Annotated in this window: 19 protein-coding genes and 1 other annotated feature; of the genes, 3 read left to right on the top strand and 16 right to left on the bottom strand. The window is 36.6% G+C overall.

Annotation, left to right across the window (positions count from 1 at the left end; all coding sequences use genetic code 11):
* Nucleotides 1-12 precede the first annotated feature (12 nt).
* The 6 genes from D0S48_RS00225 to D0S48_RS00200 form a co-directional block, all read right to left on the bottom strand.
* The gene (locus D0S48_RS00225) at nt 13-1,344 is read right to left on the bottom strand and encodes a VanW family protein (protein ID WP_191963845.1); all 1,332 of its coding nucleotides are present in this window, start codon (nt 1,342-1,344) and stop codon (nt 13-15) included.
* 432 nt (nt 1,345-1,776) lie between these two features.
* Nucleotides 1,777-3,351: a DUF7305 domain-containing protein gene (locus tag D0S48_RS00220; protein WP_151109304.1), complete on the bottom strand. Its 1,575-nt coding sequence runs from the start codon at nt 3,349-3,351 to the stop codon at nt 1,777-1,779.
* Between the two features lies 1 nt (nt 3,352).
* On the bottom strand, nt 3,353-3,772 hold the full coding sequence (locus tag D0S48_RS00215) for a prepilin-type N-terminal cleavage/methylation domain-containing protein (protein WP_151109302.1): 420 nt from the start codon (nt 3,770-3,772) through the stop codon (nt 3,353-3,355).
* Between the two features lie 6 nt (nt 3,773-3,778).
* Nucleotides 3,779-4,219, bottom strand: coding sequence for a type IV pilus modification PilV family protein (locus tag D0S48_RS00210; protein ID WP_191963844.1), 441 nt, complete (start codon nt 4,217-4,219; stop codon nt 3,779-3,781).
* Between the two features lie 152 nt (nt 4,220-4,371).
* On the bottom strand, nt 4,372-6,075 hold the full coding sequence (locus tag D0S48_RS00205; protein ID WP_191963843.1) for a sensor domain-containing diguanylate cyclase: 1,704 nt from the start codon (nt 6,073-6,075) through the stop codon (nt 4,372-4,374).
* Nucleotides 6,076-6,171: 96 nt separating this feature from the next.
* Complete coding sequence (locus D0S48_RS00200; protein ID WP_151109296.1) at nt 6,172-7,392, bottom strand: bifunctional folylpolyglutamate synthase/dihydrofolate synthase; 1,221 nt, start codon at nt 7,390-7,392, stop codon at nt 6,172-6,174.
* An 86-nt stretch (nt 7,393-7,478) separates the two neighbouring features.
* Here D0S48_RS00200 and D0S48_RS00195 point away from each other — a divergent pair, with 86 nt between their 5' ends.
* On the top strand, nt 7,479-8,357 hold the full coding sequence (locus D0S48_RS00195) for an ATP-grasp domain-containing protein (RefSeq protein WP_144535677.1): 879 nt from the start codon (nt 7,479-7,481) through the stop codon (nt 8,355-8,357).
* Nucleotides 8,354-9,163, top strand: a complete 810-nt coding sequence (locus tag D0S48_RS00190; protein WP_151109294.1) for an ATP-grasp domain-containing protein — start codon at nt 8,354-8,356, stop codon at nt 9,161-9,163. Before D0S48_RS00195 ends, D0S48_RS00190 begins: the two co-directional genes overlap by 4 nt.
* Nucleotides 9,164-9,447: 284 nt before the next feature.
* Here the strand turns inward: D0S48_RS00190 and D0S48_RS00185 are convergent, their stop codons facing one another.
* Nucleotides 9,448-12,090, bottom strand: coding sequence for a valine--tRNA ligase (locus tag D0S48_RS00185; RefSeq protein ID WP_151109292.1), 2,643 nt, complete (start codon nt 12,088-12,090; stop codon nt 9,448-9,450).
* Between the two features lie 44 nt (nt 12,091-12,134).
* Nucleotides 12,135-12,361: a binding site (T-box leader), on the bottom strand.
* 73 nt (nt 12,362-12,434) lie between these two features.
* Between D0S48_RS00185 and D0S48_RS00180 the strand changes: the two genes are divergently transcribed.
* Complete coding sequence (locus D0S48_RS00180; protein ID WP_144535671.1) at nt 12,435-12,626, top strand: hypothetical protein; 192 nt, start codon at nt 12,435-12,437, stop codon at nt 12,624-12,626.
* Here the strand turns inward: D0S48_RS00180 and D0S48_RS00175 are convergent.
* The 9 genes from D0S48_RS00175 to lon form a co-directional block, all read right to left on the bottom strand.
* A complete protein-coding gene (locus D0S48_RS00175) occupies nt 12,603-13,376 on the bottom strand; it encodes a hypothetical protein (RefSeq protein WP_151109290.1) in 774 nt (257 codons plus the stop codon). The two genes, D0S48_RS00180 and D0S48_RS00175, sit on opposite strands and share 24 nt — an antisense overlap.
* A gap of 298 nt (nt 13,377-13,674) precedes the next feature.
* On the bottom strand, nt 13,675-14,967 hold the full coding sequence (hemL, locus tag D0S48_RS00170) for a glutamate-1-semialdehyde 2,1-aminomutase (RefSeq protein WP_151109288.1): 1,293 nt from the start codon (nt 14,965-14,967) through the stop codon (nt 13,675-13,677).
* Nucleotides 14,967-15,950 (bottom strand): porphobilinogen synthase, encoded by a 984-nt coding sequence (gene hemB, locus D0S48_RS00165; protein WP_144535665.1) that lies wholly within the window; start codon nt 15,948-15,950, stop codon nt 14,967-14,969. The genes hemL and hemB overlap by 1 nt, the downstream gene beginning before the upstream one ends.
* A gap of 5 nt (nt 15,951-15,955) precedes the next feature.
* Nucleotides 15,956-16,711: a uroporphyrinogen-III synthase gene (locus tag D0S48_RS00160; protein WP_151109286.1), complete on the bottom strand. Its 756-nt coding sequence runs from the start codon at nt 16,709-16,711 to the stop codon at nt 15,956-15,958.
* Nucleotides 16,704-17,633 (bottom strand): hydroxymethylbilane synthase, encoded by a 930-nt coding sequence (hemC, locus tag D0S48_RS00155; RefSeq protein WP_144535661.1) that lies wholly within the window; start codon nt 17,631-17,633, stop codon nt 16,704-16,706. Before hemC ends, D0S48_RS00160 begins: the two co-directional genes overlap by 8 nt.
* Before the next feature lie 16 nt (nt 17,634-17,649).
* Complete coding sequence (gene ccsA, locus D0S48_RS00150) at nt 17,650-18,480, bottom strand: cytochrome c biogenesis protein CcsA (RefSeq protein WP_144535659.1); 831 nt, start codon at nt 18,478-18,480, stop codon at nt 17,650-17,652.
* An 82-nt stretch (nt 18,481-18,562) separates the two neighbouring features.
* Complete coding sequence (gene hemA, locus D0S48_RS00145; protein WP_151109284.1) at nt 18,563-19,927, bottom strand: glutamyl-tRNA reductase; 1,365 nt, start codon at nt 19,925-19,927, stop codon at nt 18,563-18,565.
* Between the two features lie 300 nt (nt 19,928-20,227).
* Complete coding sequence (gene yihA / locus D0S48_RS00140) at nt 20,228-20,809, bottom strand: ribosome biogenesis GTP-binding protein YihA/YsxC (protein WP_144535655.1); 582 nt, start codon at nt 20,807-20,809, stop codon at nt 20,228-20,230.
* A complete protein-coding gene (gene lon / locus D0S48_RS00135; protein ID WP_151113628.1) occupies nt 20,810-23,143 on the bottom strand; it encodes an endopeptidase La in 2,334 nt (777 codons plus the stop codon).
* Between the last annotated feature and the right edge of the window lie 103 nt (nt 23,144-23,246).

Here is a 23,246-nt window from a genome sequence, read left to right as displayed (position 1 = left end):
CACCCCTAAAAATTATTTAGATCCATCTATGATGTTTCCTGCCTTGTCATAATAACTTCCCTCAGGTAGTTCCTCTGTGTTTTCATTATTTGTTGTATTGGAAGTAGAAGGGGCTGTCGAGACCTCATCGCCCTCTTTCGAAATATCTGCTAAGCCATCTCCATTTAAATCAATTTCCAGGTCTGGATCCTGAACAGTCGGTGTTTCTGGTACAATCACTGATTTAATAATAATTCTATTTTTAGGAGGATAATAATCTTGTGATACGAGCTCTTCATTTTCAAACGGCCCTACTTTATCTGAAATTGTACGATAAACAGATACTCTCAATCCTGGCTTTCCCTCTTCTACTAGCTGTTCTTCACCTGGTGCTAAGTCAGGCGAATATCTATAAATGGTTCTTGGTTTAATTTCCTGCCGTCCTCTAACCTGATACTTTCCTTCAGTTTCAGTGGGGACAGCATAGATTTCTACTAAGAAACTGTTGTCCTTCACACTAAATTTTAAGCTAGCCGGTTGATCAGTCGTATTTATAAACTTAAAATCTTTACTATTACTAATTTCTGCTTCGATGCCTGCCTCCAAATAAGGTGGAAGCACTCCTTGAGAATGACGTTCCACTATATCAAAATCAGTTTTAAGTACTACACTGTATAGAACGGATGCCACAAAATTTAACGTTTCATCAGAGGGGGCAATATTTATTTTCTCTATTCTCTCTTTTAGAGAAAACACTTCCTCACTCCCGATAATTTGTTCATTAAGAACGGTAACGATATCATTTAAACTCGTAGTATTTATCAAAATTTCTTCGAGAGTAAAAGCAACACGCTCTAATGGTATTAGGGATAAGTCTATTGGAACGCTTTCTATAGGCTCACTAGAAAGGATTCCTACTTTTTCTCTTATATTCATTAAAGTTTGCTCTGCATTTAGGTGAGACTGTTTTTCTATTACCCTATTAACCTCTTGACTCATAGTAAATTCTATTGGTAAATGAACTACTGATGAAGTTTTCCAAAAAGTGAACCAGGATTTCTCTGTTCTTGACAAAAATTTATCGACAGTTTCTTCTACATTAAAAGTGAACCATTCTGCTTGCAGAGTTAATTCTTCTCCATTGTCATTAACTACAGGAATATTAGCCTCCCATTCGTTGATCTTTTTATTTAGGAAGGAAATTATTTCTGCCTTTTCTGAGGAATGGACCTCGAATCCTCCAATGGAAGAAGCAGGATTATTGTTAGCCTCGGCACTCAAGGGAGACAAACTTCGAATAGGAATTGAGATTAAAAAGAAAATGAATAGAAAATATAATAACTTTTTTTTAAAATTAAACTTCATAAATCGCACTCCTTTAAACCTATCCATGAAATAGTTAAAAAGAACCTCATAATTAGTCTTTTTAACTACATTCCTTCGAAATGAAGTACAGAATAATTTTTTTGATTCCATCTTTATAAACCTTTTTACTTATTTATATACGAATAAGCTGTCGAATACAAGTAATTTATGGAATATATAATACTATGATTACATAAAAAGCATTTAATTTACAGCCATATACTTCTTGTGCTAGAAACTATAGTAGTAAAACTAAATAGGAATAAGTTATAAATTTACAGTAATATATCTAATAACTTTCTATTGTGAGAAAACAATTATGTATATCGGATGTATATCTACATCAAGGAACTTTTATTGAATAATTATGAAAAAAAAAAAGGAATTAAAGTTATGAACCAGAAGGTTAACAACATAATTCCCATTTCCCTTTTATTTTTCTATCAATACTTCTCTTTCTATTAAATCAACTTCATTTTGTTTAGCAGGGATAAAAATCTCTTTTTTAGGTTCAAATTGAGGTATTACTTTTCCATGAGTAAGAACGGTACCACCACTTGCCGAGAAAGTATTTGCAACTATCAATCCATTAACTTGTCCGCCACCTGAAAGATCAAAATGAGCATTAGGAGCAAGATATAAATTAGTATATCCTTTTACACCACCGCTGATTTTAAAGCTAGAACCACCTGTATAAATATCCCCAAAGTATCCACCCCCACCAGCCCCGAGGTTAATATTTGCCCTTTTAGCATAAATGGAACCATAAATGTATTCTCCACCTGAAGTTTTAATTTCTTCAGCTCCACTGTAAAAGATTTTAATTTTGTCTACGTTTTTACTATTATCATTAATCTTACTAGAGCTATATATTCCAATGGAGTTTTTAACATATAACGTAAGTTTCCCTGTTCCTATAACTTCTATATGCCCACTTAAATCTAGTTTATCAATTACTAAGGCTTTATCAGTTGAGCCGACGTCAATAATTAATTTATTATTGCTATTAATGATTAGGTTTTTAAACTGTAAATTCCCGTTATTGTCACCTAATTCACTCATTTTCAATATATAATTATTTGTTAAGTAGTTATTGATTAGCAAATTACCATCTTTAATAACATACGTTGATTCATGTGGGTTTTTCGACACTACCAAATCTTTCGGTATATTATAGGTGGGTATGACTGGATAATCTGGAAGTTCATATATTCTCTTTACGTTTGAAATAATTTCTCCGTTATGTTTTGTACCACCGCACATAATTACTTCATTTTTCCAGTCTAAGCATTTTTTGAAATTATCTTTTGCTCCTCCTAAAGCAACATTCCCATTGATAGTAGCACTTCCGGACAATTCAATTGTTTTATTCACATACAAGGCTAAGTTTTCATACTCATTATCATCAGGCAACGGATCCTCGGGTGACCCCTCTTCAGTATCTCCAAGTCCTAAATCGACGATAAAGTCTTGACTAGCCTTTCGGACCTGTTTTCCAATTTTCCCTGTAGATTCAATTGTATATTTAAAGGGATCTATACTTTTTTTAATAAAATTAACTGTAGCTTGTGGTCTTACCAAGCTATTATTGTCATCATAGTTTTCTTCAAAAGAGTCAACTATAATTACTTCCTTATCTTTAATTTGAGTATTAATTCTATTATTGAATTCATTCTTTAAAATTTCTTTAAAATTAAATCCAGTTTGTTGCTCCAAAGGTAGATTCTCATATATATTTTTTTTTCTAAGTGTTTCATCATAAGCTTCGTTATATATTTTTTTAATTTTTTCTTCCATAGCTGTTCTAGTCGTAACTATACCAGCCTCTGCAATATAAAATGTTGTTTGATCAGCCCTCTCACTGCTAGATAATTTTGATACATTCCACGTAATTGATAAAATTGCAAGTCCGAGAACTGAAGTTAAGATCAGCAATAGCAAAGCACTTATGAGAGTAAAACCATTTTCCTTTTTAGTAAGATGTGCTCTATATTTATATTTAAACAATTCAGTCACCTTTTCTAATAATTATCTCAGTTTTTTCACTTTTATTTTGTAAATTAGTAACTTCTATATCCCATTTGTTATTTGTTACCGAAACTTCAAAACCTTTAATATGATTGACAAATATTTTGTCATCTTTATTTATAGCTTGCTTATCTTCATCAAATGAATATATAACTCCATCTAAATCTATTTCCTTTTCACTAATCCAAACAGGGTTTTTTGATTTCCTTATATCCTTTGTTATTGTTTTCAAAGCGAAAGATATATCTGTTAAATTCATATTTTCATTGAGTTGTTTTTTATGCTGTGTAGAGATAGAAAATAAAATATTAGAAAAAAGCCCTATAAACAAAGAAATAATGATAATTACTGCAAGTATTTCAATTAGAGTGAATCCATTATTCTCTTTTAGACGTTTCAACTTTTACTACCTCCATTCTATTATATTTTCCATTTTCACACGTAGAGGACCCTCTTTATTATCATAAACTTCAATAACTAAGTGGTATAAATAAGTAGATTTACTTTGCCGTTTTAATTTAACTTTTATAAAACCATTATTTGTAACGTCAGCTTTTTCAAAAATTTCTTCTTCAGTATTTGCACTTACTACACTGTATCCTAAATTTTCAATTCCTAATATTCTATCACTGTTATTTATACGTACACTTAACTCATAAAATCTTTCCATTTCTGTCTGGGCTAGATACGTGGCATCTACTATTTTTTCTGAACTTTTACCCGTTTTTGCTGATTGAAGAACAAAAGTTAAAAATGACAATAAAATGATAGTAACTATAATTATAGCTACTAATAATTCAACTAGGGTTAAGCCTTTTTCATTATGTATATCTTCATGAATAAACACAATAATCAACCTTCCATGATAGTAATTAATGTTATTATTACAGATAAATGTAGCTATTACTATTGTAATCCATCATTTAAATAAAAAGACGAATATAGTCACAATTAAAGTGACAATATTCGTCTCCTATTCTATATTTTAAATAAATGTTTTTATTTCACATACTCCGCAACTCTATTTCGACCCGCCTGTTTTGCTCCGATGTATAGAGCGCGATCGGCATTACGGATAAGGGAATTCCCCTCATCACTATCTTCAGGTGCTGTTGAAACTCCAATACTCGCTGTGATAAAGATAATCTCTTCTCTAGCTACATCTGCTAAACCCTGCTCTACTATGAAAGGTGTTTGCTCAATTTTCATACGGAGCTGCTCTGCTAAATTAATAGCTTGTAATTTGGTGTAGTTTGGAAGGATAACAACGAATTCCTCTCCGCCATATCTCCCAACCGTGCCCTCTCCACCTATTTCTTTTTTTATAAGTTGGGCAAATTCTTTTAAGATTAGATTTCCACTATGATGACCATAAGTATCATTAACAGCTTTAAATTTATCGATGTCCAGCATGATTAATGACAGTGAATGATACGCCCCAGCTACTACTTTTTCCATTTCAGTAGCAATTTGTCTATCTAAATATCTATAATTATATAACTTAGTAAGTTCACATATTTCACTTTGAGCTACTGCTTCTCTTACATATCTTGCTTTTTCCAAGGAAACAGCAAAGTAAGAACACAATAAATGAACAATATTCAATTGGTAAGGCTCAAATGCAAATTTACTTTTTGTTGCAAGAACCAATACCCCTTCAATTTTCTGATTTCGATAAATCGGAACAGCCATCACGCTTTGCATATCCATTGATAAAAACGAAGGTTTCATATGAAGCCATTCCGTTTGTTTATTATAGAGCGTTGGCTCTCCTTTTAGATATACGTTTCCAACAAAACTATATTTTATTTCTTCATGTGAGGATTCTAATTCTTTCTTTTCCCCATCTTCAACTGCTCGTAAAATTATAAATTTATCGATCACATTGTCCACTATATAGGCAGTATCAATAGGAAACATTTTAGAAACTCGCTCTACAAACATATCCAATATTTCAGCAGAAGTTAATCTTTCCGCCAATTCATGACCAAACTCGCTTGCCTTGTTCAGATCATTATTTACTTTTTCAGAATCACTATACAATCGAACTATTACTGTGATTGTTATTAACGGTATTCCCATTAACAACAATGCGATTGGTCCAGTGGACGTTTCAAATAAGTATAGGCTTAAGCCAAATGGTAGTGTCATTAAAAGGCAAGCTGTTTCCCAATAAAAATCCTTCGTTAGAAAAAACGGCTTAAACCCACAAATAAGCTCTCTAATATACAAAATCAAATGGTTTAACAGTATATATGATATAGCATATAGAGAGCCGTATAAAATTACGTCCATTATAGCTATACTGCCGACTTCAAATCCTAAGCCCAAAATAAGAGATCCACAAATTACTGAAAGTAAAAAAAACATAAATGAATTGAAGAAGTATTTAAATAAAGTTTCGCGGGTAATTTTCATATGGTATATAACAGGAAACATACTCAGCTGCATAGAAATTAGTTCAGCTAATAGACCATATTTCATAAATATCGCAGCATTTACCCATAAGACAAGAATAATTGTAGAACCAGCTATAACAAATGGAAATACGCTAGATAGTAATGCTAATAGCAAATAGTATCCGTAATTTTCCCACTCGGTAGGTTTGGTTGGGGAGTTTATATATACTAAAAAAGTCCCAATTGGAACAAAAATGAACCAAAGTGAGATCATTATATTTTTAGCTCTCTGAGTAAATACCATCAACCACATCCCCCTTCCTTTTAGGCCATTACTTTTTTCACAGTTATATTATATAAAAATTATATCACAAGAAAACAGAATAATTAAAATTACATTTTACCTGTTTATTCCTTTTAACTCGGTAATTAGATACAGAGAACCAGTGACTATAGTAACAACTTCTTCGTTTTTTGAAATTAGGTCTATATTATTTATATCTTTAGTTATACGTTTCTCACTGTGTGTACAGTGTTTAAACAAAATATTAGCATCTAATGCTCTTTCATGTTTAAAATCTACAAACTCGAAACTTGTGGCAATTTCCTCTAGTCTTTTTAAAATATACATATAATCCTTATCTTTTAATATACCTATTATAAAATGAATACGTTCGTTAGGAAAGTATTGCTTGAGAGTCTCTACTAAGGCGTCAATGCTTGCCTTATTGTGTGCCCCATCCATATACGTTCTCTCACTCCACTTTTCCATTCTTCCAGGAAGAGCTGCCATACTAACTGCTCTTTGTACTTTCTCTTCAACTAAAGTAAATTCACTTTCAATTAATGCAGTAATAGCTAGTGCCATATTCGATAACTGATGGTGTCCAAGCATTTGGGGCATTAAATCACTAAATTGATTGTTTCTATATGTATAGCTTTTGCCAGTCATTTTAAAATCTTTGTTTATTTCAATAAGCTCCGCCTGCTTCTCTTTTACCTCTTTATCTACTACCTCTTTGGCACTTTTGGGAATTCCCCCTATTATCAATTTCCCATGTTCTTTTAAAATTCCTGCTTTATGCCAGCTTATTTTCTCGATAGTGTCACCTAGGAAGTTCGTATGATCAATAGATATACTCGGTATAACTGCTAAAGAATGTTGAATTACGTTCGTGCTATCAAGTCTTCCACCCATTCCGCTTTCCAGGAATACAATATCTAAATCTTGTTTCTCAAAAATTAAAAATGCAACTACTGTTAAAAGCTCAAAGTCAGTAAGCATACCACTAATTCCTGCTAATTTAAGCTGTTGAAACGCCTTGTCCATTTGATCCTCGGTAACATTATTTCCATTTATTTGTATTTGATCGTGTACATCGATTAAACAAGGAGATGTGAAGCTACCATATGTTAAGTTGTGCTCCTTTGAAATCGCTCTCATAAAGGCAATCGTTGAACCTTTCCCATTTGTGCCAGCAACATGAATTATTTTGTGTTTTTCCTGCGGATTTCCTAGTCTATTTAAAGCTTCCTGAATACGCTCTAGACCAGGTTTAATCATAGTTTCACTAGTAATATCCCATTTTATCTTATAGTTATTAAATTTTTTTATTTCCAAGTCATTCACCCTATTCCGTCTTCGTTACTTTTCTGCTAAACTTCTTGTGAACACATTATAACACGTACCCGTGGAGGTCATTAATTATGCAAACTTGTTGGATCGTTTACAATGGTAGCCTTACTCATGATAAGTTTCTCGATCAGGCTCTCCTCCTGAAAGAAGCAGCAGAAAAAAAAGGCATACTAGCAGTTTTAGTAAAAAATTATGAGCTTCTGATGAATGTTCATGAAAGCTTATCAACAAGGCCAGATTTTGTCGTCTTTCTAGACAAAGATATTTTGCTTGCAAAATATCTAAAGAATGAAGGCATACCAGTGTTCAATGATCCAAGCGTGATTGAGATTTGTGATAACAAGGCGCATCAATATCTCGCGCTGGCAAAAGCTAACGTGCCAATGCCTCTGACGATTATAGCACCTAAAGTCTATCCTGAGTTCTCTATTTTGAACACTGGCTATTACGAGCAGGTTTTACAAGTACTTCAGCTACCTATGATTATCAAAGAAGCACATGGCTCATTTGGTCAAAGAGTTTATTTGATAGAAACAAGAGAGCAATTTTTTGAAAAGGTGGAAGAGCTAAAAGGGATTGAATATGTCTTCCAGCAATTCATCCATACGAGCAGAGGAAGAGATATTCGCGTCAATGTGGTGGGAGGTCAAGTTGTGGCTTGCATGCACCGTCAATCAGCTACCGATTTCCGTGCCAATATCACAAATGGTGGGACTGCAACTGAAATCGTTTTAACAGAAAAACAAAAAGAAGTGGCTATTCAAGCTGCTGCTGCATTGAATGCTGAATTTGCTGGGGTCGATTTGCTCTTTGGTGAAGACGAAGAACCACTAGTTTGTGAGGTTAATGGAGTAGCACATATTCGTAACATATATAATGTCACTGGCATTAACGTAGGAGATGCCATGATTAGCTATATATTATCTAAAATCGGAGCTGTTGTTATATGAATGGCTTGTTGATATATGAATTAAAGGAAATCGAGAGAAATCAAAATTTCATCGATCGCCTTATTAAAGCTGCAAGGAGTCACGGACATACATTGAATGTGATAGATGATCAGCAGCTAGAATTTCCAGAAGTAGATTTTATCTTTTTTAGAGCTCGTAATCCTGAGCTTTCCAAAAAGCTTGAACAACGAGGATTACCTATGTTCAACCGGGCTGAGGTCAACGTCATTGCAAATGATAAATACAAAGCAATTCAGCTAGTTCAAATGCTAGGAATTGCAACAGTACCAACGAAAAAAATAAAAGATATTCATGATATCGATCAATATCCTATCGTTTTAAAAACTATTGAGGGACATGGCGGCTTACAGGTAGAGCTTTTGGACAATAAAGAAGCTGCAGAAGAGTTTCTAACAACGTACGGCTCACAAGAGATTATTGCCCAAAGCTATATAGAAACGAATGCAACAGATGTTAGAGTATTTATGCTGGGCACTAAGGTCATTGGAGCTGTAAAGAGAATCGGTGCTCCAAATAGCTTTAAATCCAATTTTAATTTAGGTGGAACTGTTGAAAAGTATGAGCTTTCTGCAAGCCAAGAAGCAGACGTAGTAAAAATTGCAAAAGCGATTAAAAGTGATTATGTAGGAATCGATTTCCTCCTTTTACCCGATGGGAGATGGCTTTTCAATGAAATAGAAGATCCGGTTGGTGCAAGATCATATTTCCAAACAACAAAAACGGATATTGCTATACCAATCATGGATTACATCGATACACAGTTAAAAAAGCACGTTGAGCATTGAGCTCGATGTGTTTTTTTGTGTTTGAATGCTATGCTATGCGGTCTCTGCAAGTTTCTGCTCCATCTGTGCAACATTTCATTCGTTCTCTGCAAGGTTTTACTCCTCCTCCGCAATGTTCTTCCTCTTCTCTGCAATGTTCTACTCCGTCTCTGCAAGATTCTTCCACACTATCCGTGCTAAAACCCATTTCTAAAATGGTTCTCAATTACTCCAGTAGCTCGACTTGTATTTATTCATAAAAATAGCGTAGCAAACACCTCTAGGGTGCTTGCTACGCTTACTAATTACAAGTTATTTAATTCCTCAAGACGTTTTAACACAGTTGCGTGTTTTTCTAGATAATCTTGTTCTTTGGCACGCTCTTCTGCTACTACTGCCTCAGGTGCTTTTGAAACGAAGCGTTCGTTGGATAGCTTACCTTGAACTAACTTCACTTCTTTTGCCCATTTTTCTAATTCTTTTTCTAAACGAGCTTTTTCAGCATCAATATCTATTAAGCCTTGTAGTGGAAGGTACAATAGAGCACCTGTAACTACCGCTGACATCGATTGACCTGGATCTTCTAGGTCTTGACCGATCACTAGAGGCTCTGGGTTACAGAAACGCTCTAAGTATTTCGCATTAGCTTCTAACACAGCAAGCGTGTTGGCATCTTTCGCTGAGATGTATAGAGGCACTTTTTTGCTCATTGGAGTTTGTACCTCTGAACGTATATTACGTACCGAGCGGATAATCTCTGCAAGTAATTTCATGCTTGCTGCTTGGCTTTGATCAGAAAGCTCTTCGTTTACAGTCGGCCATGGAGCTACTGTAATTGACTCCCCTTCATGAGGAAGGTTTTGCCAAATTTCTTCTGTGATAAAAGGCATGAATGGATGTAATAAACGCATCGTATTGTCTAATACATATGCTAGAACGGAACGAGTCATATGCTTCGCTTCCTCGTCCTCCCCGTTTAGCGGTAGCTTAGACATTTCGATATACCAGTCACAGAAGTCATCCCAGATGAAATTATAAAGTGCACGACCAACTTCACCGAACTCATACTTCTCAGAAAGTCTTGTTACTTGTTCAATTGTTTCGTTTAAACGAGTAAGAATCCAAGCATCTGCTACAGACTTTTTGCCCTCTAAGTTAATTTCCTCGTATTTCAAGCCATCCATATTCATCAATGCAAAGCGTGATGCATTCCAAATTTTATTGGCGAAGTTCCAAACAGCCTCTACCTTTTCTACTGAGAAGCGTAGATCCTGCCCTGGAGATGAGCCAGTGCTTAGGAAGTAGCGTAGTGAGTCTGCACCGTACTTTTCGATTACATCCATAGGATCAATGCCGTTTCCAAGAGATTTCGACATTTTACGACCATCTTCTGCACGTACTAAACCGTGAATTAGTACATCGTCAAATGGGCGAGTTCCTGTAAATTCTACTCCTTGGAATATCATACGAGACACCCAGAAGAATATAATATCATAACCTGTAACAAGGGCATTAGTTGGATAATACTTTTTCATTTCCTCATTTTCTACATCAGGCCAACCAAGAGTTGAGAAAGGCCATAGAGCAGATGAGAACCATGTATCTAAAACGTCTTCATCTTGCTTCCAATTTTCTTCATCTGATGGAGCCTCGTGCCCAACATAAACTTCTCCAGTTTCTTTATGGTACCATGCTGGAATACGATGTCCCCACCAAAGTTGACGGGAGATACACCAATCATGAATGTTTTCCATCCAACGTAGATAAGTTTTTTCAAAGCGATCAGGTACGAAGTTTACCTTGCCCTCTGATTCTTGAAGCTTAATAGCTTCTTTTGCAAGTGGCTGCATTTTAACGAACCATTGTGTAGAAAGGTATGGCTCAACTACAGCTCCACTTCGCTCTGAATGTCCAACGGAATGTGCATGCTCTTCGATTTTGAATAATACTCCTGCTTCTTGAAGATCCTTCACAATTTGCTTACGACATTCGAAGCGATCCATACCTTCATATTTACCAGCATTTTTATTCATAGAGCCATCTTCATGCATCACTAGTATTCTTTCTAAATCATGGCGGTTACCAATTTCAAAATCATTCGGGTCATGAGCTGGGGTAATTTTAACTGCACCACTACCAAACTCCATATCCACGTAATCATCTGCTACGATTGGAATTTCACGGCCAACGATTGGTAATTTTACTTTTTTACCGATTAAATGCTTGTAGCGGTCATCCTCAGGGTGTACAGCAACAGCCGTATCCCCTAGCATTGTTTCTGGTCGAGTTGTTGCAACATCGATCGAACCAGTACCATCTGCAAGTGGGTAATGCATATGATAGAATGCACCCTGTATATCCTTATGAATTACTTCAATATCCGAAAGTGCTGTTTTAGTAGCTGGATCCCAGTTAATGATGTATTCGCCACGGTAAATCAAGCCTTTGTTATATAGATTAACGAATACTTCTTTTACTGCGTTAGAAAGGCCTTCATCTAATGTAAAACGTTCACGTGAGTAGTCTAAGCCTAAGCCTAACTTTGCCCATTGCTGACGAATATGCCCTGCGTATTCATCTTTCCATTTCCATGTTTCTTCCACGAATTTTTCTCGGCCAAGGTCATATCTAGTAATATTATCAGCACGAAGTTTTTCTTCCACCTTTGCTTGAGTAGCAATTCCTGCATGGTCCATTCCTGGTAACCATAGGGCATCATAGCCTTGCATACGCTTCATACGAATAATAATATCTTGAAGCGTAGTATCCCAGGCGTGACCTAAATGTAGCTTCCCAGTTACGTTCGGTGGTGGAATCACAATTGTATATGGTTCCTTTTCACTCTCTGGATGCGCTTCAAAAAATTTGCCTTTTAACCACCACTCGTAGCGACCTTTTTCAATTGACTGCGGATCATACTTGGTAGACATCGTTGTCTCATTTGTCATATCGTTTCCTCCTAAAAAAGAATATAAAAAAACTCCTATCATCACTAAAGGACGAAGGAGTTTGTTCGCGGTACCACCTTTATTCGCAGATGCAATAAAACACATCACGCTCTCAATTAGATAACGGCTTCAAACCGGCAATTGCTACTGTTAGTTCACAAAAGCTGCTCTTGGGCTACCTTCAAATGGTGGCTAACGGAAACATTTCAGCAAATTGTTTCCTTTCTTTAGATAACCGTGTCATTTTACTCTTCCCATTCATAGCATCCATATATAGTTGTTTTTATTGTATAGGATATTATTATATGCCGTCAAGCATAGTCTTGTGAAAGGAGGAAAACACTATGAAAAGAGGATACAACCCCTATCTTCTGCCAGATTGGCTACGAAGAACTCGTTTTTACGTAAAAGGCATCATTATACCAATCGGTTGCTTTCAACTTGTTCGTGTATTGATCGTTCCTACTACATGGGATTTTATCTTGCTAGTCTTTTTGGCATTTCTCGGATTCTTATTGTTTAAGGACATTATTTGATGGAAAGGAAAGCTTAGTATATCCGTCCTCTAAATCTAATATAAATTGCAGTTCTGACTCACCTTCGACTGAGCTTTCCGTTTCATTATGTTTTATAGCAACTTTGGGCAGATCCTGTTGATCATCCTCATTTGTAGATTGTTGCTCAGCACTCACTACTTTTTGTGCTGGCTTAAACGGCTCTACTGATACTTCTTCTAGTTCTTCATTTTCTAATTGAACTTGCATTGTATCTTCACTTGACTCTTCATCCTGGGTAAAATTAAATGGTAAAACCTCTACCACTTCTGGTTGTTCTTCTTCCTCTTCTATTAAATCTGTCATTACCACTTCTGTTTTCAGTGGTCTTGACGTTTCGTATTCACAATTCACAAACCAGACAATTTCAATTCCATCCGATTCTGCTTTACAATTTATATTTTCTACACTAATACTAGGAGACGTATCCTGTTGTATTCTCTCCTTACTGATTTCTACGCTCATCGGAACAGCATATTCAAAATATCCCAGCTCTCCTTGTAAATCTAAATCCTCAATTTCTGTAAATTCGCTTGTTGCATGGTGTTCAACTTCTCCTTCTTCAAACTCCACATGACATGTAATATGATAAATACCGTTTATATGCACCATTTCGTCTATTTCCTCTTGAAAATATTGCGGAGTCACCTTAATTGTCTTAACTTCCTTTGGTACACCAAAACTTTGCGGAAAACAAAACTGTTCCTTTACTTCCCAACTTTTCACTTCCATTTTTCATCCTCCTTCGTATAGGACAAATTATGTTTCAACGTAAGAAAATATGAAAAATACCTTTCATTTATGCTTCGCTTTCCAAAACGTTGATTAAGGACTTATTCAGACGAGACCGCTAAGTACGAAATCGAGCATTTCTTGTTATTTTTGCTGTATTGTTATAATAGACCAGCCACGAATGGACCGAGTATCCCTTGTAAAGCAGATATATCTTTTCAAATAAAAAAATACCCCGTAAAAATTAGATTAGTGTCTAACTTTTACGGAGCAGTTAAATTTTTTAGTTTGTTTGTTATTATCTAGCTAGCTTTTCAAAAACAGTATGGAAAGCTTGGATTGTTTTATTGATATGTTCCTCTGTATGTGCAGTGGATAGGAACATCCCTTCAAATTGAGAAGGTGGTAAATAGATACCTTCCTCAGCCATTAAACGATAATATTTTGCAAATAAATCAAGGTCAGCTGTTTTAGCTACGTCATAGTTAATAACGTTTTCGTTAGTAAAGAAGAAGCCAATCATAGAACCAGCACGATTTACTGTATGTGGAATATTGTACTTGCTTGCCGCTTCTCTGAATCCTTTTTCAAGCATATCTCCAAGCTTAACAAAATATTTGTACGTGTCTTCATTTAAGCGAGATAATGTTTCATAACCTGCTGTCATTGCTAAAGGATTTCCAGATAAAGTACCTGCTTGGTATACAGAGCCTGCCGGTGCAATCATTTCCATGATTTCTCGTTTACCTCCGAAAGCACCTACTGGTAGGCCTCCCCCAATTACTTTTCCTAGACAAGTTAAATCTGGTGTAATACCGAAAAAGCCTTGTGCACAGTTATAACCCACTCGGAAACCAGTCATTACTTCATCAAAGATTAAAACTGTTCCATTTTTCTCTGTCAACTCACGCAATGCTTCAAGGAAGCCTTCAATTGGAGACACAACGCCCATGTTTCCTGCCACTGGCTCTACAATTACTGCTGCTAAATCGTCACCGAAGTTTTCAAACACATAGCGAACGCTTTCGATGTCATTATAAGGAACGGCAATTGTGTTTTTAGCGATAGACTCGGGTACACCCGGGCTGTCTGGAAGACCTAAGGTAGCAACACCAGATCCAGCTTTAATCAGTAGACTATCTCCATGACCGTGGTAACATCCTTCGAATTTTAATATTTTGTTACGTCCTGTATAACCACGTGCTAATCTCAATGCACTCATGGTTGCCTCCGTACCAGAAGAAACCATACGGACCATCTCAATAGATGGAACACGCTCCATTACTAATTTGGCAAGCTTATTTTCGATTAAAGTAGAAGCTCCAAAGCTAGTCCCAGTTGCAGCTACCTCTTGAATAGCTTTTACTACGTTCGGTTCAGTGTGACCTAAAATAAGTGGTCCCCATGAAAGTACATAGTCGATGTATTCATTGCCATCAATATCCTTTAAGATGGCTCCCTTTCCACTCTCCATGAAAATTGGATCCATGTCTACGGATTTAAATGCACGAACAGGACTGTTAACCCCACCAGGCATTAGTTCCTTTGCTTCTGTAAATGCTTCTTTAGATAATTTATATGATTTTGACATTATTTCTCCTCCAACCAACGCACTACATCTTTAGCATGATACGTTAAGATAATATCGGCTCCTGCACGTTTCATTCCTGTTAAAGTTTCTAGAACTGTTTCTTTTTCGTTTATCCATCCGTTGATTGCAGCGGCCTTCACCATTGCATACTCTCCACTTACGTTATACGCAACGATTGGAGCATCAAAATTATTTCTAATATCGCGGATAATATCCAAATATGCTAGTGCAGGTTTTACGATTAAGAAATCTGCTCCCTCTTCCATATCAGAAGTTGCTTCACGAATTGCCTCCATACGGTTAGAATAATCCATTTGATACGTTTTACGATCTCCAAATTTAGGAGCTCCGTCCGCAGCCTCACGGAATGGACCGTAATAAGCTGATGCATATTTCACTGCATAAGACATAATCGGCACATCTTGAAATCCAGCTCTGTCCAATCCTTGACGAATAGCAGTAACAAATCCATCCATCATGTTTGAAGGTGCGATGATATCTGCTCCCGCTTGAGCTTGACTCACAGCAGTTTTTGCTAGTAAGTCCAACGATGGGTCATTTAAGATTCTTTCATGCTCATCAACTACTCCACAGTGACCATGATCTGTAAATTCGCATAAGCAAGTATCTGCGATAACCACTAGGTTTGGATGACGATCCTTGATAAAGCGGATAGCCTTTTGTACAATTCCGTGATCATGGTACGCTTGAGTTCCTTCTGCGTCCTTTGTAGCAGGCAAACCAAATAAAATAACTGATGGTATCCCTAATGTAACGACCTCGTCTACCTCTTCTCCCAAACGGTCTAAAGAAAATTGAAAAACTCCCGGCATAGAGTTAACGGGATTTTTAATATTTTCTCCATCCATCACGAAAATTGGATAGATTAAATCCTCTTTATGTAAGTATGTTTCTTTTACCATTGATCTGATACCAGCCGATTGTCTTAAACGGCGATGACGTTGAAAATATAAATCTGCCATTTCATTCATCCCTTCCATTGAGCTAGCGCGTAAACTACCTCTGTTAAAGTATATGTTCTTGGCATTACTTGTGTAGTAATACCTAATGATTTTAAATGATTCTTTGTTACATGGCCAATAGCACATACCGTAAAACCATGATAGCCTAGATTCTTGCCTATCGTTTGGTGGAAAGCATTGACCGTAGAAGGACTAGTCAATACAACTGAACAGTTTTTCCCACTATTGAGCATTTCCTTAACTTTTTCTACGTTATCTTCCAACGTGACTGTCTCATAGACTGTCCATTCGTCAACTGGATTGACCAAACCATCTACGATTGTTTTCTTTGCAAGATTACCTCGAAAGAACAAGCAGGACTCCTCTGGTGCTGCAACCTGAGGAAACTCTCGAATAAATACATCGGCACTAAAGATGCTCGGCATAAAGTCAATCGAGAAACCCAATTGCTCTAGTGCTGATGCAGTCCTAGATCCAACAACAGCTATTTTCACTTGAAAATATTCAATCTCTAAATTGTTTCTAAGTATTTTTTGATGAAAGGCAGCGACACTTGCCTGACTAGTAAATATAAACCATTTAAAAGCATTACTGTTTAAGAGTTTATCTTTGTCATCGGTCTGTATAATCTCCTTAGTGGCTATAAACGGGGCTAGAATTGGTACCCCTCCTAAACTAGCAGTTAGTGCTGCTGCCTCTTCTGATCTATTCACCCCTGTAAAAATGACATGTTCATTTTGTAGAGGTGAACTTTCAGACATTTAAATCAGCCTTAACCTTCTGGATTAAATCATAAGCTCCCTGTTCCGTTATAATACGTGCTGCTTCTTTGCCTACTGACTCTGGGTTTGTTCCGGACACTACTTCTTTATATACAACAGAAGCATCTGGTGCAGCTACAAGTCCTGTAAATGTTATTTCATCGCCTTTAATGATAGCATGTCCGGCAATCGGCACCTGACAACCTCCATCCATGGCAGCTAAGAAAGCACGCTCTGCATGAACAGCATCCCAAGTCTCTTTATCTGATAGCTTTTGAAGCTCAGTTAATAATTCTAAATCATCCTCACGACATTCAATCGCTAATGACCCTTGTCCTACTGCTGGGACGCAATCTTCTACAGAAATATATTCGGTTACTACTTCATCGCTCCAGCCAAGTCGCTTAAGTCCTGCTGCAGCTAAAATAATCGCATCATATTCTCCGTCTTGAAGCTTTTGCAATCTAGTATCCACATTACCTCGTATCCATTTAATCTCGATATCTGGACGTAGTAATAGAAGCTGAGCGCTTCTACGTAAGCTACTTGTCCCAACAACTGCTCCTTTTGGTAGGTCGTTAAATTTAACATGACCCGTGGAGATGAAAGCATCACGTTCGTCTACACGTTTTGGTGTACACCCCATTACTAATCCTGGAGGCAAGACTGATGGCATATCCTTCATGCTATGTACAGCAAAATCAATTTCCTTGTCATATAATGCTTGTTCAATTTCTTTAACAAATAATCCTTTTCCTCCAACCTTGGAAAGCGTTACATCTAAAATTTGGTCACCTTTAGTGACAATCTCTTTCACTTCAAACTCAAATGGAGCCCCCATATCCTTCATTTGTTGGATGAACCAGTTTGTTTGTGTTAAAGCTAACTTACTTCTTCTTGAACCTACAATAATTTTACGCATTGACTCGCTACCTTTCTTAATACCATAAGTGGAATTGTGATAATCGACTACCTAGTAAGAAATTTATTAAAACAAATAAAAATGCATATACGTGAATCCACGCATAGTTCGTCCCTTTAAACCTTGCGCGCCTTCTTATTAATAAAACGACAATATATATAACTAATAGAATAAAGGAATTAACAATCTTAAAATCAAATATTGAAAACTCATTTAAAGATATATAAGCCCATTGTAACCCAAGAACGAGACTTACAAACAATAAAGGGATTCCTGTAATGATTGACGTCGTCATTCCAGTTTCCGTATGCTGCAGAGATGGCAATCTAGTGAATTGCTTTGTCCATTTTTTCTGTTTCAATACTCTATACAATATCAAATATAGTACAGAAAAAACAAACGAAAGAGCAAATGCAGCATAAGCTAAAAATGCAAAAGTAATATGAATAAACAATAACTCTGAACGTAGGGCATCACCCACAGGCGATTGCTCCAATTGGCTTGGGGCAAATGTATGGATGGTCATAAATATAAATCCAATAATATTTAAAAAGAATCCTGGTAAATCTGACTTAAAGACCAGCTGCATGATCAAAGAAAGCAATATGATGAGCCATGCATAGAAATATATACCCTCAAATAGCGATAGAATAGGAAATCGCTTCATCTCTATCATATACATGACTAAAAACACCGTTTGTAGTAGCCAGACGATGGATAATAGTCCTACCGCCAAGCGATGAACTTGCCGATCTTTGTTGAGGTAATCGATGAAATAGAAAACAAGGCTAACGGATTGGAGGACGACCATAATCTCGTGAAGCCGTGTCATCGTCAAATCAGCCATATCATTTCTCCCTTTATACAATAAAAAAGGTGCTTTTATATCTCTCTAGTTTCGATAAAGATACAAAAACACCTCCTGTAGATTAATTGAACGATAAGTTCTCTTTTAATTCTTGATTCAATAGCGATTGTTTTAAATTAATTTTAGCTTTTTCTGCTTGAATTTCTACTTCCTTCTTTACATCTTCTTCAATTCCAAAGATTTGTTGGAACAATTGGAGCTGTTCAGCAGGATTCTTAGATGTAGAAAGTTCTTTTGCTTGTAGAATCGGCTCTTTCAAAAGTTGGTTAACAATCGATTTCGTATGTTTATTTAATATCTTGCGCTCGCGATCCGTAAGGTTAGGCATTTTGTTTTCAATAGAACTCATTGTCTCTACTTGAATTCTATTCGCTTTTTGGCGTAGTGCGGAGATAATCGGTACAACCCCAAGAGTAGTTACCCACTCATTAAATTGCTCGATTTCGGTCTCAATCATTTTATTGATTTGGGCAGCTGCACGTTCACGCTCAGCAAGGTTCGCTTCGACAATTCCTTGTAAATCATCGATGTCATATAAGAACACGTTTGGTAAATCACCTATTTGTGGATCTAAGTCACGTGGCACAGCAATATCGACCATGAACAAAGGCTTGCCTTTACGTAATCTGTCTACGAATTGCATTAGCTCATAGTCAATTACATATTCAGTTGCACCAGTAGAGCTGATTAGAATATCAGCCTCAAGTAATGCACATTGAAGCTCATCCATAGGTTTAGCATTGCCTTCAAATTTTGAAGCAAGCTCCTTCGCTTTTTCATAAGTACGGTTAATAACCGTTACTTTTTCAGCACCGCTGCCGTGAAGGTTTTGGATAGCTAGCTCGCCCATTTTTCCTGCTCCTAGGATTACTACATGCTTGTGGTTTAAAGAACCAAATATTTTTTTCCCTAGTTCAACTGCTGCATAAGAAACTGATACTGCATTTTCCCCAATAGATGTCTCAGCATGAGCGCGCTTTGCAAACGTCACAGCTTGTTTAAATAATTGGTTAAATATTGTACCCGTTGTCCCATTTTCTTGCCCGTTTAAAAAGCTTTTCTTCACTTGTCCAAGAATTTGAGTCTCTCCAAGCACCATGGAGTCAATACCAGCAGTAACACGGAATAAGTGATTATTCGCTTCATTGTCTTCATGAATAAATAAATATCTAGAAAGGTTCTCCATTGGGATATCGAACCAATTCGCTAGAAATTGTTTTACATAGTATCTTCCTGTATGCAATTGATCTACAGTTGCGTATATTTCTGTACGGTTACATGTAGATACAATGACGTTTTCTAAAATACTCTTCTGTTCCTGTAATGCCTGCATCGCATTCGGAAGCTCAGCCTCGATAAAAGAAAGCTTTTCACGAATCTCAACTGGGGCAGTACGATAATTGACACCTACCACGAGTGTATGCATGGAGTCATGTCACCCTTTCACGTTCATTTCATAAGTCCTATTATAGCATAGGTTCACAAGTAGATAATTTGTCATTTGTGAACAAGCTATGAAATCTTAATTAGAATTATTATAAATTAATAATAACAAAAAGTATTACTCAATACAAACATTCTGTCCAAAATTATTAAAGATTAACTATTCACATAAAAAAAGATTAACTAAGGATGGTATTCCCTAATCAACCTTTTTTAATCTTAAAACTGTAACATTAACTTCCACCGTTTTTAATAGCTCTTTCTGATGGAAGATAGTAAAATATTACATTCTGCTTTCGATTTCTGCCCAAGCTGCATCGAAGCCTAAACCTGTTTCAGAAGAGAAGATTACTAGAGGATCATTTTTGTCCATTTGCAGCTCTTCTTTGACAATCTTCTTATGCTTATCCCATTTACCTTTAGGAATCTTATCAGCTTTTGTAGCTATAACAATACAAGGTATATTGTAATGCTTTAAAAAGTCATACATCATACAATCATCCGTTGTTGGGGGATGCCTTAAATCAACAATTAATAAGACAGCCTTCAGAACCTCACGGGAGGTAAAATAAGTTTCAATCATTTTACCCCACGCTGCGCGTTCTGACTTTGATACTTTTGCATAGCCATAGCCAGGTACATCGACAAACAATAAATCCTCTTCCAGTTTGTAAAAGTTTAACGTTTGTGTTTTCCCTGGCTTAGAGGAAATACGAGCCATACTCTTACGACCAATCATTTTATTGATAAAGGAAGACTTCCCTACATTGGAGCGCCCAGCAAGAGCAAATTCCGGTAAATCTCCCTCTGGATATTGAGCTGGTCTAACAGCACTTATTAATAGTTCAACGTTATGAATTTTCATTTATTTTGCCTCCTCTAATGCCAGTTGAAGCACCTCTTCAGCATCGGAAACAAAATGGAACGTCAATACTTCGCGAACACTTTCTGGTATATCTTCAATATCACGCTCATTGTCTTTTGGACAAATAATTGTCGTTAGACCTGCGCGATGTGCACTTAATGTCTTTTCTTTTAAACCACCAATAGGTAGCACACGTCCTCTTAAAGTTACTTCACCAGTCATACCAACTTCCCGAAGAATTGGGCGTTTAGATAATGCTGAAACAAGCGCGGTAACAATAGTAATACCTGCTGATGGGCCATCCTTAGGAACAGCACCTTCCGGAACATGAATATGGATATCCTTGTTTTCATGGAAGGTTGGATCAATTCCAAAATCATTGGCTTTCGATCGTACATAGGACAAAGCAGTTTGAGCAGACTCCTTCATAACATCACCAAGCTTACCAGTAAGCTGTAATTTACCAGATCCGGCAGATAAAGACACCTCTATTTGGAGTGTATCTCCCCCTACCGTTGTATAGGCAAGACCTGTTGCTACGCCTACTTGATTTTCCGACTCAGCTTGTCCATAACGAAACTTGCGTTTACCAATCATGTCTTCCAAATTCTTTGCAGACACAGTGACACGTTTTTTGTCTCCAGATACGATTTGAAGAGCAGCCTTACGACAAATATTTGCCAGTACTCTCTCTAAGCTTCTGACTCCAGCTTCACGAGTATAATAACGTAAAACATCTATTAGGGCATCATCTTTAACTAGTAGCTGCGTTTTCTTTAAGCCATGTTCTTTAAGCTGCTTTGGCAGCAAGTGATTTTTGGCAATAGAAAGCTTTTCTATTTCTGTATAACCAGCAATAGAGATAATTTCCATACGATCTCTTAAGGGACCAGGAATTGTACTTAAGTCATTAGCAGTAGCAATGAAAAGTACATTCGAAAGATCATATGTTTCCTCAATATAGTGATCACTAAAGGAATTATTCTGTTCAGGGTCTAGTACCTCTAGCATGGCTGCTGCAGGATCTCCGCGGAAGTCATTAGACATTTTATCGATTTCATCTAGCAAAATTAGCGGATTAATCGTTCCTGCCTTCTTCATCCCTTGAATAATTCTTCCTGGCATGGAACCTACATATGTTCTGCGGTGTCCACGAATTTCAGATTCATCTCTTACTCCTCCAAGGGAGATTCGTACGAATTTACGTCCTAGTGATTCAGCGATAGATTTGGCTAGAGAGGTTTTCCCTACTCCTGGAGGTCCAGCCAAGCAAAGGATTGGTCCTCTGAGCGATTTAGTCAATTGGCGAACAGCCAAATATTCTAAGACACGCTCTTTTACTGTTTCAAGTCCATCATGATCACGATCTAAAATTTCTTCAGAACGTTTAATATCTAATTGGTCCTCAGTAGACTTAGACCAAGGGATAGAAACAATCCACTCAATATAATTGCGAATGACTCCACTTTCTGGAGCTTGCGTTGGAAGCTTCTCATAACGATCCAACTCTTTTAACACATTTTTTTTGGTCGTTTCCGGTAAACCAGCTTCTTGGATGCGCCTTTTTAATTCAGCAACCTCACCTGTCTTACCTTCTTTATCTCCGAGCTCGGTTTGAATGGCCTTCATTTGCTCACGAAGATAAAACTCTTTTTGCGTTCTTTCCATAGCATTTTTAACACGATTATTTATTTTTTTCTCAAGATTCAAAATTTCTTGTTCATTATAAAGCTGCACGATTAAGGTTTCCATGCGTTCTTTAACATCCATGATTTCTAGAATCTCTTGTTTGCCAGATATTTTGAGCGGTAAAGCTGCCGCAATCATATCAGCTAATCTACCTGGTTCTTCAATATCTGCAACAGAACGGTAAGTTTCTTCTGACACTTGCTTGGAAGCCTTAGTATACTTTTCGAAATTATGTAATAAAGTACGCATTAACGCTTGATCTTCTTGATCAGCTTTTTTTGGCTCGATATACGCTGACACGGTTACTTCATCCATTTTGTTTGTAACTTTATATTCATCCCAAATTGCACGCTGAAGTCCCTCAACTAATACCCTCATCGTTCCGTTCGGTAACTTCACAACCTGTTTTATATGCGCAAGAATCCCTACAGGATATATATCCTCTTGGCTAGGATGTTCTACACCCAAATCCCTTTGTGCGGAAATAAAGAGTTTTTCTTCGCGTTTCATTGCTGTATTTAAAGCATCAATTGAACGCTCGCGCCCTATATCTATATGTAAAACCATAGTAGGAAATATAAATAAACCACGAAGGGGTAAAACTGGGTAATATGTTTTTTCTGCCACTTTGGAATTCACCTCCATCATATTGTATCCTTTATGTATCCTAATAATACAGTAAACCTCATGATAAAAAGAGGTAGTTTTCATCTTATAAAGAGAAATAGCTGACATCCTTGCTCGCGCC

The sequence above is a fragment of the Psychrobacillus sp. AK 1817 genome (assembly GCF_008807035.1).
GTDB lineage: Bacteria > Bacillota > Bacilli > Bacillales_A > Planococcaceae > Psychrobacillus > Psychrobacillus faecigallinarum.
This window is presented reverse-complemented; position numbering and strand designations above follow the sequence as displayed.

Excerpts from the sequence above, each read along its gene's own strand:
- D0S48_RS00225 (WP_191963845.1), bottom strand. The coding sequence starts at position 1,344 with ATGAAGTTTAATTTTAAAAAAAAGTTATTATATTTTCTATTCATTTTC.
- D0S48_RS00205 (WP_191963843.1), bottom strand. The coding sequence starts at position 6,075 with ATGGTATTTACTCAGAGAGCTAAAAATATAATGATCTCACTTTGGTTC.
- D0S48_RS00195 (WP_144535677.1), top strand. The coding sequence starts at position 7,479 with ATGCAAACTTGTTGGATCGTTTACAATGGTAGCCTTACTCATGATAAG.
- D0S48_RS00190 (WP_151109294.1), top strand. The coding sequence starts at position 8,354 with ATGAATGGCTTGTTGATATATGAATTAAAGGAAATCGAGAGAAATCAA.
- D0S48_RS00185 (WP_151109292.1), bottom strand. The coding sequence starts at position 12,090 with ATGACAAATGAGACAACGATGTCTACCAAGTATGATCCGCAGTCAATT.
- D0S48_RS00180 (WP_144535671.1), top strand. The coding sequence starts at position 12,435 with ATGAAAAGAGGATACAACCCCTATCTTCTGCCAGATTGGCTACGAAGA.
- D0S48_RS00175 (WP_151109290.1), bottom strand. The coding sequence starts at position 13,376 with ATGGAAGTGAAAAGTTGGGAAGTAAAGGAACAGTTTTGTTTTCCGCAA.
- hemL (WP_151109288.1), bottom strand. The coding sequence starts at position 14,967 with ATGTCAAAATCATATAAATTATCTAAAGAAGCATTTACAGAAGCAAAG.
- hemB (WP_144535665.1), bottom strand. The coding sequence starts at position 15,950 with ATGGCAGATTTATATTTTCAACGTCATCGCCGTTTAAGACAATCGGCT.
- D0S48_RS00160 (WP_151109286.1), bottom strand. The coding sequence starts at position 16,711 with ATGTCTGAAAGTTCACCTCTACAAAATGAACATGTCATTTTTACAGGG.
- hemC (WP_144535661.1), bottom strand. The coding sequence starts at position 17,633 with ATGCGTAAAATTATTGTAGGTTCAAGAAGAAGTAAGTTAGCTTTAACA.
- ccsA (WP_144535659.1), bottom strand. The coding sequence starts at position 18,480 with ATGGCTGATTTGACGATGACACGGCTTCACGAGATTATGGTCGTCCTC.
- hemA (WP_151109284.1), bottom strand. The coding sequence starts at position 19,927 with ATGCATACACTCGTGGTAGGTGTCAATTATCGTACTGCCCCAGTTGAG.
- yihA (WP_144535655.1), bottom strand. The coding sequence starts at position 20,809 with ATGAAAATTCATAACGTTGAACTATTAATAAGTGCTGTTAGACCAGCT.
- lon (WP_151113628.1), bottom strand. The coding sequence starts at position 23,143 with ATGGAGGTGAATTCCAAAGTGGCAGAAAAAACATATTACCCAGTTTTA.